The sequence below is a fragment of the Sphingobium lactosutens DS20 genome, from assembly GCF_000445105.1.
Classification (GTDB): domain Bacteria; phylum Pseudomonadota; class Alphaproteobacteria; order Sphingomonadales; family Sphingomonadaceae; genus Sphingobium; species Sphingobium lactosutens.
On the sequence record NZ_ATDP01000030.1, the window covers coordinates 1 to 13249 of the forward strand.

Here is a 13249-nt window from a genome sequence, read left to right on the forward strand (position 1 = left end):
CTTTCGTGTATCCCACAATCCGATCCTCAGAAGAAGAAGCTTAAGTTATTCGACAGAATTGTGGTCTGGTCGATCAGGATCGTGCGATTGACGATTTCAAAGCCGGCATCAGTACGGGTTCGACGCAGGCGATCTCGACGTTCGCCAGCAAAGATGTCGAGTTGACGCTCCAACCGATTACGGTAGACGATGAATGCTGCGGACACTTCATACTCGCCGGACCTATCCCCTTCTTCGATCATTACGTTAGAGATAACATGACGGGTGCGCGAAGCGGGGTTCTCAGACCATCCAACGTCAGATGTTATCTTCCGGATGCGCCCAGTCATCATTTGATGATCGTCATCGAAGTGGGCGAAGCTGCGCGAGTCACCAAACTCGTTTCTTGCTTCCCGCATGACACGAGTCGTACGGATTGGCATGAAATAGTGGATATCTTGGGCCAAGAGAGAGAACCACTCTTCATATCGACGATCATCAAGAAGCCTCGCTTCCCAATAATAGAATTGTTCGATCTCGTGCTGTAGATTCAGCGGCACGAGGCGGGGCTTCATCTGTCCACTTTCTGTTGTCTTCACCATTACCGACATGCTCACATCCCCCTCCTTGTGTCGCTTTCTTGCGAATAGCCGGCCGATTGTTCTACGGAATCGGTATGGATGCCGTTTGAGTCCAACTTATTTACCGATCCAGGACGCGTCTGATTCAATGCCGCCCAATTCGGCGAGGTCATCATACGCGCCCAGTGCGTATAGAAGCCACGCGCCGCGTTCTCGTTGTAGACATAGCCAATGCGGCCTGGGTAGTCCGGGTGGCTTCCCTCGTCCCTGCCGATTCCCATGGAAACGACGAATGGTCTGCTCCGTGCTTTATAGCCTTTCAATATTTGCTGAACCTCGACCCAGTTCTCGCCGTCGTCCTGATCGAACACTCCGCCTGCTGAAAACGAGCGCATGGACTGCCTACGAAATTCATCCTTGATCTCGTCTGAAGCATCCGCATCCACGACCGTAAAAGACCACACTTCTATCTCATTGGGTCCGCGGGGATGCCACATTCGGACCATGTTGACGCCTGCAAGGAAGCCACAGCTTGGAAACACTGCCATGTGTAGGAGGGCCATCCGTGATTGCGCCGTGGCACCGAAACGCAGCGCAGCCTTTTCAGCAGCGGCACCTTTAGTCCAGTAATCGACTACTTTCTCACCGCTCGTCGCAGTCAACAGATTGGTGTCGTCCAAATAGAATCCTGCGCCATGCCCCCCCCATAATGCGCGGTACTGATGACCTTCCGTCGGCGGCGGCAGATCACTCAGGCCCTTGTCAGCTGGCAGCCCGGCGAGAATGCCCGAAATGTGAGAGGTCGTACCTGCGTGATACATGTCACTACACATTTGTTCTGCCGCAAACTTCCAGTTACAGGGGATTACCCATTTCTCAATGCCGGGAATAGCGACCGTGCCAGCCTCTGTCCGGTCGAACATATGGTCCATATAGAATCTAGCTTCGCCCAGATAGGTGGCTAAATCCGGCGCCTCGGTATCCCAATTCGCGAAGATCAAGCCTTTATACGTTTCGACACGTGCCTGAAGCGGTCCCGATTCTTTCTTGTCCAACGTCGGAAAGCACTCGCTGTAGGGAACATTTACCAACGTTCCCGCAGTGTCGTACGCCCAACCGTGATAGCTACAGGTAAACGACTTAGCATTGCCGCAATCTGCTCGACAAAGCCGCATTCCTCGGTGACGACATTGATTGAGAAAGACTCGGATGCTAGCGTCCTTCTGCCGAACGACAAGCACCGGATCCTCACCCATATAGTTGGTCATGAAGTCGCCGGCCTTTGCGATCTGCGATTCGTGCCCCAACAACAGCCACGATTTTGCGAAGACCCGCTCGAGCTCCAATTGATAAAGAGCTTCGTCTGTATAGATGCGTGGGTCAACCCATCCGTGCTGATCACTCACCAATGCGGCTATATCTTCTTTCGCCCATTTCGTCGCTTCCGAGGCAGTGCGGACGTTATCGGTCATAGTTTTCATGGTCATATCTCCGTTTCAACATTGAAGTCACTCATAACAGATCGTTCTGGCATCGCCTCGCCCGGCTCGCCCGGCCATGAGTCTAGGAAGCTCAGAACCGCGCGTGCGAAATCGGCCGGCTGTTCCATGTTGCCGAGGTGCGCTGCCGACAGAAACAGCAAACGCGAGCCGCGGATCGCGCCCGCCAGCGCTTCGCTATGAGCGGGCGGGGTCGCAGGATCGGCATCTCCGCCGATGACGAGGGTCGGCAGGTCGATCAGCTCACCGAGCCGGCGCAGGTCCATGTCGCGGATGGCTGCACAGCAGCCGGCATAGCCGGCGACGTTCGTCGTGAGCAGCATGCCACGCACCCTGTCCAGGCAGGCGTCGCCTTTCTTGACGAATTCGGCCGTAAACCAGCGCTCGATCGACGCTTCGGCGACGGCGGCCATCCCCTTCTCGCGGATCAGGACAATGCGTCCGTCCCACGCTGAAGGCGGCCCCATGAAGGCGCTCGAATGGGCGAGCACAAGACGCTCGATCCGCTCGGGCGCGCGCGCACCCAGCCACTGACCAACCATACCGCCGAGCGAGAGGCCGCAGAAGTGGACCAGCGGGATTCCGAGCACGTCGAGGAGTTCCACAACGTCTCGACCAAGTCGATCTAGCGAATAGGCACCCGGCGGAGCATCCGAACCGCCGTGGCCGCGCGTATCATAGCGCAGTACACGGAACTGCTCCGCAAAGGTGGAGATCTGCGGCTCCCACATCTCCATAGTCGTGCCGAGCGAACTGGAGAGCAGCAGCACCGGTGCCCCGGCTGGTCCGTCGAACCGGTAGGCGATCCTGCAGCCATCGCCCGTGACGATGTGATCGATCATCATACGCGCTCCAGCAGCATGCCGATGCCCTGCCCCACCCCGATGCACATGAAGGCGAGCGCATACCGGCCGCCGGTGCGCTGCAGTTCCTCCACCGCGCTCATCGTGATGCGCGCGCCAGACATGCCGAGCGGGTGTCCGAGAGCGATGGCGCCGCCATTCCTGTTCACCCGCGGGTCGGCGGGATCGATGCCGAGATCACGCAGCGTGGCTATCGCCTGGCTCGCGAAGGCCTCGTTGAGTTCGATCACGTCGAGATCGTTCGGAGAAATACCCGTGCGTGCGAACAGCTTGCGCGCCGCTTCGATTGGGCCGACCCCCATGATGCGCGGCGCGACGCCTGCCGACGCCATGGCGATCACGCGCGCCCGCGGGGTCAGCCCATGCTGCTTTGCCGCGGCTTCAGAGGCCACCAGCATCGCTGCCGCACCGTCGTTCAGGCCCGATGCGTTACCGGCCGTCACCGTCCCGTCACGCCCCACGACCGGCTTCAATTTGGCAAGCAGTTCGGCGCTCGTGGCGCGCGGATGCTCGTCGCGCTCGAAGAGGACTGGGTCGCCCTTCTTCTGTGGAATCGCGACAGGCACGATCTCTGCGGCGAGCCGTCCGTTCGCCTGCGCCGCCGCCGCCTTCTGCTGGCTGTTGAGCGCGAAGGCGTCCTGATCCTCCCGGCTGACCTTCCACTCGACCGCGACGTTCTCCCCCGTCTCGGGCATCGAGTCGACGCCATAAGCATGGCGCATCGCCGGATTGACGAAGCGCCAGCCGAGCGTCGTGTCCTCGATCTTCTGCGCGCGGTCGAAAGCGGCGTTGGCCTTACCGAGCACGTAAGGCGCGCGGGTCATATGCTCGACGCCACCCGCGATGAACAAGTGGGCATCGCCGGCGCGGATCGCCTGGGCGGACGACCCGACGGCGTTAAGGCCCGAGCCGCACAGGCGGTTGATAGTGCCGCCAGGCACCTGCTCCGGCAATCCCGCCAACAGCACCGCCATCCGAGCGACGTTGCGATTGTCCTCCCCAGCCTGGTTTGCGCAGCCGAGTAGGCAGTCGTCCACCGCTGCCCAATCGACACCCGGGTTGCGCTCGATGAGCGCCTTGATCGGAACCGCCGCAAGGTCGTCGGCGCGGATGGACGATAGGGTGCCGTTCAGCTTGCCGATGGGCGTGCGGACTGCGTCGCAGATGAAGGCTTCGCTCATGCGGCCAATGCCCCTGTGACGGTGACGTGCGCAGCGGTCTTCGCGCGCACCTCCTCAATGCTGATGCCAGGTGCGAGCTCCACCAGCCGGAATCCCGGCTTGTCACAGGCGATCACGGCAAGATCAGTTATGATGAGATCGACGCAGGCTCTGCCGGTCAGCGGCAGCGTACAGCCTTCGAGCAGCTTGGGGTCGCCCGCCTTCGTGACGTGATCGGTGATCACCACGACGCGCTTCACCCCGGCGACGAGATCCATGGCGCCGCCCATGCCTTTCACCATCTTGCCGGGAATGGTCCAGTTGGCGAGGTCGCCCGTCTCGGCGACCTCCATCGCGCCGAGCACTGCCATGTCGATATGGCCGCCCCGTATCATCGCGAAGCTGTCGGTGGACGAGAAGAAGCTGGAGGTCGGCAGCGTGGTGATCGTCTGCTTGCCGGCGTTTATGAGGTCGGGGTCGGCCTCGCCCTCGAACGGGAATGGCCCCATGCCCAGCATCCCGTTCTCGGACTGGAGGGTCACGTCGATGCCGCCGGGGATGTAGTTGGCGACCAGCGTTGGGATGCCGATGCCGAGGTTCACGTAGAAGCCATCCTGCAGTTCCTGCGCGGCGCGGGCCGCCATCTGTTCGCGCGTCCAGGGCATCAGGCAGCCTCTCTCGGTCGGGTCGTGAGCTTCTCGATCTTCTTTTCGTTGATGGTGCTCAGGACGATCCGATCGACATAGATGCCGGGCGTGTGGATGCAGTCCGGATCGAAGGTCCCGGCGGGGACAAGCTCCTCCACCTCCGCCACGGTCACCTTGGCTGCCGTCGCCATGACCGGGTTGAAGTTGCGCGCGGTTCTGCGGAACATCAGGTTCCCGGCCGGATCCGCGCGCCACGCCTTTACGATCGCCAGGTCGGCGCGTAGCCAGGTCTCGCGGACATATTCCTGGCCTTCGAACGCCTCGATCGGCTTGCCCTCGGCGACGACCGTCCCGACCCCGGTTCTGGTGTAGAAGGCTGGGATACCAGCCCCGCCCGCCCGGATCCGCTCGGCTAGCGTTCCTTGCGGATTGAGTTCCAGCTCCAAGTCTCCCGAGAGGTACTGCTGCTCGAAGAGCTTGTTCTCCCCCACGTAGGACGAAATCATCTTCTTCACCTGGCGGCTTTCCAGCAGCATCCACAGGCCGAAGCCGTCCGCGCCGGCGTTGTTCGAGACAACGGTCAGCGCCTTCACCCCGCTCGCACGGATCTCGGGGATCAGGCTCTCGGGGTTGCCGGACAGCCCGAACCCGCCCGACATGATCGTCATGCCATCGAAGAGCAGGCCATCCAGCGCCGCAGCTGGACTTTCGAAAAACTTGTCGGCCATGATGTCGTCAGGCCGCGAGCGCGACGCGGCTGCGGGAAGATGCTTCTGCCTCTTCTGCCTCGCCAGCCGTGATGAGCGTGAAGTCGAAGGCGATTTCCGTGAAGGGCGTGTTGAGGCCCTCCGCATGAATGGCAGCAGGATCAGCTTTTCGTTCGATCGGCGGAATCAAGTCATCGCGCGTCGCATAGGCGAAGTCATCATGCAGGTATGGGTCGCCGTCGATGTTGATCTGCGTCGTCAGATGGCGGTAACCGGACGCCGACACGAAGAAGTGGACATGCGCGGGACGGTTGCCGTGGCGACCAACAAGGTCAAGCAGTGCCTCGGTGGTTCCGCCCTTAGGCACAGCGTAGCCCGACGGTACGATGCTACGGAATTTGTACCGGCCCTCTTCGTCGGTCTCAATTTGCCGACGAAGGTTGAACTCGCTCTGGGTTTTGTCGAAGTAGCTGTAATTGCCGAGTGTGTTGGCATGCCAGACATCGACGATCGCGCCGGCAACGGGCTTCCCATCTTTGTCGACCACGCGCCCGTGCATAATTAGCACTTCTCCGTCATCGGCACCGTCGTCCAGCCGCGCAAAGCCCTTCGAGCGCGGGGCTCCCTTGACGTAGAGCGGACCTTCGATGGTGCGCGGCGTGCCCCCTTCGATCCCGGCTTCCGCGTCGGCCGCGTCCATGCGCATGTCCAGGAAGTGTTCGAAGCCGAGCCCTGCCGCGAAGAGTCCGAATTCCGGGGCGGCAGACGCCATGAAGTTCAGAGCATGCCAGAACTCGTCCTCGCTTACGTCGAACTCATCAATGGTCGCGAACAGGTGCGCCGAGGCGATAGAGCCGATCGGCCCTTCGAGCATGGTCCCACCGTACAGGCCGATCCCTGCGGCCTCCGCGATCCCGGCGACAGCGGCGCCAGCGCGTAGGCCTCCCGACTGTGCGATCTTAACGGCAAATACATCGGCTGCGGCATCCGTCGCATGGCGCAGGGCATCGATCGGACCTCGCAGCCCTTCGTCAGCCATGATCGCGGTCCGGCCCATCGCGGTGAGACGCGCCATGCCGGAGACGTTCGCGCCGGAGATCGGCTGTTCGATCAGGTCGACATCGGCATCTGCCAACATGGCGACGCCGCGCTTGGCGGTTGCCTCATCCCAGGCTTGGTTGACGTCCACCCGGATGCTGGCTTGGTCACCAAGCGCGCGCTTTATGGCGGCAACGTGCGCGACGTCCTCGACAAGGTCGCGCTTGCCTATCTTGAGCTTGAACGCCTTGTGACGCCGCTGATCAATCATCGTCTCAGCCTCAGCGATGTCACGCGCCGTGTCGCCGCTCGCGAGCGTCCACAATACAGGGAGGCGATCGCGCACGCGCCCCCCCAAAAGCTCGCTCACCGGCACACCGGCACGCTTGCCGGCCGCATCGAACAGGGCGGTCTCGACTGCATTTTTGGCGAAATGATTGCCGACAATCGACTTGCGCAGCAGCATCGTCGCTCGCGCGGGCGATGCGTCGGAGCCATGCAGCAGCGGTGCGACGTGACGATCGATTGTGAGTTTGATGCCTTCGGGGCTCTCGTCCCCATAACTGAGGCCGCCAATCGTCGTACCTTCGCCGATCCCCTCGACCCCGTCGGAACAACGGACGTGAACGAACACCATCGCTTGGGTCCGCATGGTCGCCATCGCGAGCACGTGCTGGCGTATCGTCGGCACATCGACAATGAAGGTTTCGATGGTTTCGATAGTGACCATTCTCGTCCTCCCTTTTTTTATCTTCCTCGAAACATAGGACTTGTGCCTATCAGATGGAAAGATCATCTCGGTCTGGCTTGATACCCTGGAGGTATAATGGAACTGCGACACTTACGATATTTCGAGGCAGTTGCAGCCGAGCGGAACTTCACTCGTGCGGCGGAGCGGCTGGGAGTCGCGCAACCGCCGCTTAGCCGGCAGATCAGAGAACTCGAGATCGAGTTAGGCGTGGCGTTATTCGATCGCGACAGTCGACCGATCCGCTTGACGGAAGCGGGCAGTATCTTCCACGAGCAGGCGACGCGGATCCTTTCGAGTATCGAGCAGCTCCGCCGCTCGATGCAGCGGCTTACCCAGAGCGCGCAGCGGCGCTTCGTGGTCGGGTTCGTGGGCTCTATAGTCTATGGGATGATGCCGGGGGTCATCAGGGAGTTCCGCGCGCGAGCGGACGGGCTTGAGATCCAACTTCTCGAGATGAGTACTATAGAGCAGGTGGTTGCGTTGAAGGACGGGCGCATCGACGCGGGGCTCGGCCGCATCCTCATCGACGACCCGGCGATCCAGCGGGAAGTGCTGCAGGACGAGCCGCTGATTGCGGCGATCGGCACCGCCGATACGCTGGCGGCAGCGGACTCCATTTCTCTTTCGGATTTGATGGCCCGCAAGCTGCTGGTCTATCCAAGCCAGCCGCGGCCCAGCTACGCGGACCAGGTTCTCACGATCCTCCGCGACCATGGGCTCACGCACACCGACGTCGAGGAAGTGCGCGACGTACAGGTTACTCTCGGGCTGGTCGCGTCGGAGGCCGGGGTCGCGCTGGTCCCGTCTTCCATGCGGCACGTCCAGCATGACGACATCATATATGTCAGGGTTCGCGATGAAGGAGCCACTTCACCAATCATCCTCAGCTTTCGGGTCGGAGACAGTTCAGCAGATGTTCGGTTGTTCGAGCAAATTGCACGTCAGCTTTTTCGCTAGGCTGATACGCGCAAAGTGAGATCCAAGTGGAGTATGTAAATCGCTAAACTGCAGAATTGTACAAATCCGGCGAATTTACTGCTTTAAGGCTCCACATATTTACCTTCGACAACTCGGGCTTCTTGCATAGGTGCAGGAAGGTGCCGATAGAGTGTGGCAATCGAAACGCCGATTGTTGGAGCTATCTCGCCTGCCGACATCCCAAAGGCAAGGAGTTTCCCGGCCGCCTCAATGCGTCGAGGCGTCATGACCCTCTTTCGGCCACCTAGCAGGCCGTTGACGAAGTCGGCGGTGGCTGATTCAGTGCGGCAGTGGGATTGTCTGGCGGGTTAGCGGCGATGGCGATGGGGCGTGATAGCGAGGTCCAGTCCGATTTGATCGTGACGTGGGCGGAGATACCGCGTTCACCGGGGCATGTTTTCTACGACAAGCTCCAGAAGCTGCTGGCCGAGGCGGGCTTCGATGGCTTTGTCGAGAAGACGTGCAAGCCCTATTATGCGCCGCGGATGGGAGCCCCGTCGCTGCCGCCGGGCCGCTATTTCCGCATGCTGCTGATCGGCTATTTCGAGGGCATCGACAGCGAACGCGGGATTGTCTGGCGCTGTTCGGATTCGCTGTCGCTGCGGGAGTTCCTGCGACTGTCGAGCCGCGACAAGGTCCCTGATCATAGATCCTATGGGGAGGTGAACAGCGGGCGGCGCTCTGCCAGAATGCCCTTGCTGATGAACAACCTATGGAGCCCGGCATGCCTATTACAGCTCACCGCCCCGAAGCGCTGTCCGCTGTTCGCGTAGATCTTGGCGCAATTTTCGTTTCGATGGAACTCAGCCAATCCAAATGGTTGATTACGTCGCTTTCGCCCGGGAATGGCGAGAAGCTTTCGAAGTTTATAGTCGGCGCGCGCGACGTTGTCGGGATGCTCGCTCGCTTCGCCGACCTGCAGCGGAAAGCGCAGGTAGGCCCAGTCGGCCCGAAGCTGCGATTTTGGCCAGGTTGAAGAACGAACACTGAACGCTTGATTGATTCTACCAGGACCGTTGCTGACCACCGACCTCGTAGATATCGGCTTCCATGGAGCAATTGTAGCTCTCTGCGATGTTGAACATCTCGGAGAGGAGGCTTTGGATTTCCTCATCAAGGGAAATGCCATCCGGATCGGGGTCATAGGCGACGGTCAGTTTGTAATCACAATTGCCGTTTTTTACCATGGCGTAGTCGCGTTCCAGCATCGCCTCAATCCGCTCCCGAGCGGGTTTTCTACCTCTTCCACGCTTGTTGAAGTTCTCGATAATCAGATGCAGGGCGATGCTGGCAGTGGGCGGCTTTTCCGGCAGTTTGGTCTGTGACGGAATAATGTCGAGCGCCCGATAGACGGTCATTCGTGAGACCTTCAGGTCGCGGGCAACGCGGGCCTTGCTGGCGCCGGCGGCAAGGCGACGGCGGATTTCATCGTCATCGACGTTCTTCTTCCGGCCTTTGTAAACGCCTTCGGCGCGCGCCGCTTCGATCCCGGCGCGCTGACGATCCTTGATGAACTTCAGCTCCATATCGGCGACCATGCCGAGTATGGTGATGACCATTCGCCCCATGTCGCCCGCCGTCGTCACCTCTGGCTCAAGGATGCGCAGCGAAGCTCCCTTTTCATCAAGCTCATGCACCAGGTTCAGGACATCGCGCGTGGAGCGGCCGAGCCGGTCGAGCCGCAGCACGACCAGCTCGTCGCCGGTGTGCATAAACTGCATGATCGTTTCCAGTTCCGTGCGCCCGCTCCGCGAGGCCCCCGATCCGGTCTCGGAACGGATAATTTCGCAACCTGCATTCTTGAGGCGGCCAATCTGGATATCCAGATCCTGGTCCGTGGTGCTGACGCGGGCATATCCGATACGAGCCAAGTGCAAAATCCGTCACATTAGGGTGGCTCTTGCAGTGTATCGTCACATTGAGCGCAAACCCACCCTTTTGTGACAGACGAATGGTGTCACTCGGCCCTATCACTCTGGGGTGTACCCAAATGTTATAGGCCGATCAGCCGCCTCACGCTGCAAGCCGTCCAAAATCAATCCGGTCGTTCAGGTCGAGGTCGAAGCGGCCATAAGGGTTCACATGACTGTAGATCAACGGCGTGAGACCACGATAATCTTCCGGCGTCATCCGCCCCGCCCACTTCGGCTCAACCAGTACGGTCTGAAGCATGCGGGTGTTCACATACACCAGCGACGCTTGCAGGAGGTGTAGCGCCAGAACGGAGATTTCCTGCTCATGGATGCGGTTGGTGGCGATCTCGCCGCCCTTGCCGAAGAACACGAAACCATTAGCGCCGTTCCAGTTCTCAACCACATTCAGCCCTTCGTGGATCTCGCGGCGGAATGCCTCCTGACGCAAATACCGGCATAGGAAGATTGTTTTGACCGCGCGGCCGAGTTCACTCAGCGCCTTGTAGGTCGGGTGCATCACTTCGGCTCTGGCAAACCGGAGCAGGATCGCTTCCGGATCGGCGGTGCGCGATTGCATGGCAGCGGCATATTTGACCATTTCGTCATATTGTTGCTCGATCTCGTCCCAGTCGATCGGGCTGGAGAGGATCGGCAGTAAATTGGAAAGCCGCGTGCGCATGCCGGCTTGGGGAAGGGCCAGTTTCTGGCGTGCCACTGCTTTCAGCCGCGGGGCAAGCTCAAATCCAAGGAGTCGGCAGAACGCAAAGCCGACTGCGCTCTGGCCGTGGCTATCGACGTACTGGCGCTGGATTTCCATGTCGGTGCAATGGCGTAGCACGCCTTCGATCATGGAGGCGACCTCCGAGGAAGAGCACCGCTTGAGCTGGGAATAAACGCAGGTCGCGCGCTTCTCCACATGCCAGTAGATCATGACGCCACGGCCGCCATAGCGGGCGTGCCATTCCGTCATCAGGTTGCGGTCCCACGCGCCGAACTTCGTTGAATCGGACGCGCATGCCGTGCCCGCATCTCCCCATACTGCGGCATTGCGGATTGCCAGTGTCGCGTTTGCTACCCGCGCGCACGCCTCCCTCAGCGCTGGCGCGTGGATGAAACGGCGATGGACATGCAGCAATTCCTCGTAACTGACATCGGGTGTTGCGCCAGCGACCCGCTTGAGCCCGGCGTTCGTGCCCAAGCCATAGAGACACAGCAAAAGACGCTGAGCCAAGGCTGCTTTCGACAGGGTAACCCGCGAGGCCGACGTTTCGAAAGCATCCATCAATCCCGTGTCCAGAGCAGCCTCTTTCAACACGTCCAGCAGTCCGGTCATCGGCCAGCGCTGACCGATCTCGCTTTTGATCGAAGCGAGACCCTTCGGTTCGGGCAAGGGCTTGAACGGTGTAATCGATATCCGGTTGTCGCCGCGCCACAGGAGCCGGACCTTGTCGTTTTGTGGAATATTGGCATTGAGGAGCAACAGTTCCCGTTCAAGCTCCTCCCGGATCGAGGCGCAAAACGCCTGCGCATCTGGCGTCAGGCTGAGGCCGGAATAGTACGCATCTCGCCTGATCTCGAAGTCCTTGGGAAGATCGTCATCGGGATTGCGATAGCGATCCGCCCCGACCACCCAGATTTCTTTGGAGCGGATGCGGTCGCGCAGTTGCGTCAGGACGCAAAGCTCATAGCTGATCCGGTTTACCCGCCCATCGTCATCAATGACGGAACTGCGCCATCGCGCTGGAATCACCTCATCGATCGGAACATCCTGCAATGGCACGAAGCGGCATCCGCCATCCACCTTGCTCCTGATCCAGTCGAGGGCCGCCAGGACCGGCCGCCACACCGCGTTGTTCGACCGGAACTCAAGTACGGAAAGCAGGCTTGGCAGCATGCGCCGGTAATGATTGGCCCAGGAACCACGCATCACCTTGTAGATGCGCCGGTCCAGAGCGCCCTTCGCATGGCTCTCCTTGACGATCGCCGCCAGCTTGGCCTTACCGGCGATCGGGAAAATGACATCGCAGATGCGCCCCGATGGTTCATTGATCGAGGCGCTGGCGATCTCGACCAGCAGGCGCTCCTTTCCATAGACCCGCTCGATGTCTTTCGCGATATCGCCCACCACCTTGCGTTTCGAGCGCGTTCCGATCTTGTGAACGGTTTCGATCAGCAGGTCGATCATCGCGTCAGTGAGTTGCGCCTCCCGCGACATTAGATAAATCGCATAAAGGCCGAGCTGTCGCGCCGGCGCATGCCGGCGCATCTCCGAGGCCTTTTCACCGGCAACGCGGCGAACAATCTGATCGACCCATGGCTTGCCCGTAGCCGTCAGGAGATCATGGGGAAGATCAAGTCTCTGGATAAAGGCGAGTTTCTCGGTCACGTCGAGAATGTTGTCGAGCGTTGCCTGTCCGGCGTCACCCTTCATCCTGTTGAATCCGGTCGAGCTGTCCGGATCGGCAAGCGAGGCTTCCAATAACGCCACCGCATCTGACGAAAGCCGATCACTGGCTCCGATCAGCCAGGTGTCCAGATAATCTTGCCGTTGTGAGCGAACGACACGTTCAAGCTCCTTGCGCGACGGCCCATAAATACGCCGGTCCCGGCACCACAGGAAAACATGCTCAAGCATGGCATTGATCGACTGGCCGCCCGGGCACAGCTCGCCAGCAATCCATTCCGTCAATTGCGCGCGATCCACCCGCTTCATGCGGTGATATCCAAGATGGATCAGGATCTCCGCACAATGCCGTCGTGCTGTCCGACTGGAAAAGTCATAACCGGCTATCTCGCCAGCCTCGACACCGAGTTGCTCGGCCAGATACGAGAGGCCATCGGTAGGGATTGAGCCGGGATCGATCGCGAAAAACCCCAGGGAAGCGAAGAATTTCAGCTGTGCGGCGAGGCCAAGGCGCGTCAGGGCCGGCTTCGAATTTACAAAATCAATATCGGCAAAGCTCAGGCTCCATCGTCCGATCAAATCCCCGCCCGGAATACTCCGATCCATCAACCCACTCCCTATGATGGAGCGAACTGTCCTCTTCTATGATTTCCATCGTCAATACCGAATGCCACGTTCCCAAAACGTTCTCCGACTTGGCCAAAATCGCAGCTTGGGGCCGACTGGGCC

Annotated in this window: 12 protein-coding genes and 1 pseudogene; 3 read left to right on the forward strand and 10 right to left on the reverse strand. The window is 60.1% G+C overall.

Going from position 1 to position 13249, the window contains the following annotated elements:
* Positions 1-26: 26 nt before the first annotated feature.
* From RLDS_RS29475 to catA, 7 genes are read right to left on the reverse strand one after another with little or no spacing between them, the layout of a single operon-like run.
* Positions 27-590, reverse strand: a complete 564-nt coding sequence (locus RLDS_RS29475) for an aromatic-ring-hydroxylating dioxygenase subunit beta (protein WP_201767455.1) — start codon at positions 588-590, stop codon at positions 27-29.
* A gap of 2 nt (positions 591-592) precedes the next feature.
* Positions 593-2041, reverse strand: a complete 1449-nt coding sequence (locus RLDS_RS29480; RefSeq protein WP_201767453.1) for an aromatic ring-hydroxylating dioxygenase subunit alpha — start codon at positions 2039-2041, stop codon at positions 593-595.
* A gap of 2 nt (positions 2042-2043) precedes the next feature.
* Positions 2044-2904 (reverse strand): 3-oxoadipate enol-lactonase, encoded by an 861-nt coding sequence (gene pcaD / locus RLDS_RS29485; RefSeq protein ID WP_021224275.1) that lies wholly within the window; start codon positions 2902-2904, stop codon positions 2044-2046.
* Entirely contained in the window at positions 2901-4103 is a 1203-nt protein-coding gene (gene pcaF / locus RLDS_RS29490) for a 3-oxoadipyl-CoA thiolase (RefSeq protein ID WP_021224276.1), read from the reverse strand. The genes pcaD and pcaF overlap by 4 nt, the downstream gene beginning before the upstream one ends.
* Entirely contained in the window at positions 4100-4747 is a 648-nt protein-coding gene (locus RLDS_RS29495; RefSeq protein WP_021224277.1) for a 3-oxoacid CoA-transferase subunit B, read from the reverse strand. Before RLDS_RS29495 ends, pcaF begins: the two co-directional genes overlap by 4 nt.
* Positions 4747-5457 (reverse strand): CoA transferase subunit A, encoded by a 711-nt coding sequence (locus RLDS_RS29500; protein WP_021224278.1) that lies wholly within the window; start codon positions 5455-5457, stop codon positions 4747-4749. Before RLDS_RS29500 ends, RLDS_RS29495 begins: the two co-directional genes overlap by 1 nt.
* Positions 5458-5464: 7 nt before the next feature.
* Positions 5465-7204, reverse strand: coding sequence for a catechol 1,2-dioxygenase (catA, locus tag RLDS_RS57145; RefSeq protein WP_021224279.1), 1740 nt, complete (start codon positions 7202-7204; stop codon positions 5465-5467).
* A gap of 96 nt (positions 7205-7300) precedes the next feature.
* Between catA and RLDS_RS29505 the strand changes: the two genes are divergently transcribed.
* Complete coding sequence (locus RLDS_RS29505) at positions 7301-8182, forward strand: LysR family transcriptional regulator (RefSeq protein ID WP_021224280.1); 882 nt, start codon at positions 7301-7303, stop codon at positions 8180-8182.
* An 83-nt stretch (positions 8183-8265) separates the two neighbouring features.
* Here the strand turns inward: RLDS_RS29505 and RLDS_RS54870 are convergent, their stop codons facing one another.
* Entirely contained in the window at positions 8266-8430 is a 165-nt protein-coding gene (locus tag RLDS_RS54870) for a helix-turn-helix domain-containing protein (protein WP_236616764.1), read from the reverse strand.
* Positions 8431-8520: 90 nt separating this feature from the next.
* On the opposite strand from RLDS_RS54870, the gene RLDS_RS29510 reads away from it, so the two are divergent.
* Positions 8521-8976: a transposase gene (locus RLDS_RS29510; protein WP_021224281.1), complete on the forward strand. Its 456-nt coding sequence runs from the start codon at positions 8521-8523 to the stop codon at positions 8974-8976.
* A pseudogene (locus RLDS_RS56790) lies at positions 8928-9140 on the forward strand (IS110 family transposase); the annotation flags it as partial. The gene RLDS_RS29510 and the pseudogene RLDS_RS56790, both read left to right, overlap by 49 nt.
* A 67-nt stretch (positions 9141-9207) precedes the next feature.
* Here the strand turns inward: RLDS_RS56790 and RLDS_RS29520 are convergent.
* Positions 9208-10074 (reverse strand): recombinase family protein, encoded by an 867-nt coding sequence (locus RLDS_RS29520; protein WP_006953933.1) that lies wholly within the window; start codon positions 10072-10074, stop codon positions 9208-9210.
* 142 nt (positions 10075-10216) lie between these two features.
* Positions 10217-13126 carry a Tn3 family transposase gene (locus RLDS_RS29525; RefSeq protein ID WP_021224283.1) on the reverse strand — a complete coding sequence of 970 codons (2910 nt, stop codon included), beginning with the start codon at positions 13124-13126 and terminating at the stop codon, positions 10217-10219.
* Between the last annotated feature and the right edge of the window lie 123 nt (positions 13127-13249).

What these genes read in the sequence shown, in the direction of transcription:
- RLDS_RS54870 (WP_236616764.1), bottom strand. Translation starts at nt 8,430, where the DNA reads ATGACGCCTCGACGCATTGAGGCGGCCGGGAAACTCCTTGCCTTTGGG.
- RLDS_RS29505 (WP_021224280.1), top strand. Translation starts at nt 7,301, where the DNA reads ATGGAACTGCGACACTTACGATATTTCGAGGCAGTTGCAGCCGAGCGG.
- RLDS_RS29475 (WP_201767455.1), bottom strand. Translation starts at nt 590, where the DNA reads ATGTCGGTAATGGTGAAGACAACAGAAAGTGGACAGATGAAGCCCCGC.
- RLDS_RS29495 (WP_021224277.1), bottom strand. Translation starts at nt 4,747, where the DNA reads ATGCCCTGGACGCGCGAACAGATGGCGGCCCGCGCCGCGCAGGAACTG.
- RLDS_RS29525 (WP_021224283.1), bottom strand. Translation starts at nt 13,126, where the DNA reads ATGGATCGGAGTATTCCGGGCGGGGATTTGATCGGACGATGGAGCCTG.
- RLDS_RS29480 (WP_201767453.1), bottom strand. Translation starts at nt 2,041, where the DNA reads ATGAAAACTATGACCGATAACGTCCGCACTGCCTCGGAAGCGACGAAA.
- catA (WP_021224279.1), bottom strand. Translation starts at nt 7,204, where the DNA reads ATGGTCACTATCGAAACCATCGAAACCTTCATTGTCGATGTGCCGACG.
- RLDS_RS29510 (WP_021224281.1), top strand. Translation starts at nt 8,521, where the DNA reads ATGGCGATGGGGCGTGATAGCGAGGTCCAGTCCGATTTGATCGTGACG.
- pcaD (WP_021224275.1), bottom strand. Translation starts at nt 2,904, where the DNA reads ATGATGATCGATCACATCGTCACGGGCGATGGCTGCAGGATCGCCTAC.
- RLDS_RS29500 (WP_021224278.1), bottom strand. Translation starts at nt 5,457, where the DNA reads ATGGCCGACAAGTTTTTCGAAAGTCCAGCTGCGGCGCTGGATGGCCTG.
- pcaF (WP_021224276.1), bottom strand. Translation starts at nt 4,103, where the DNA reads ATGAGCGAAGCCTTCATCTGCGACGCAGTCCGCACGCCCATCGGCAAG.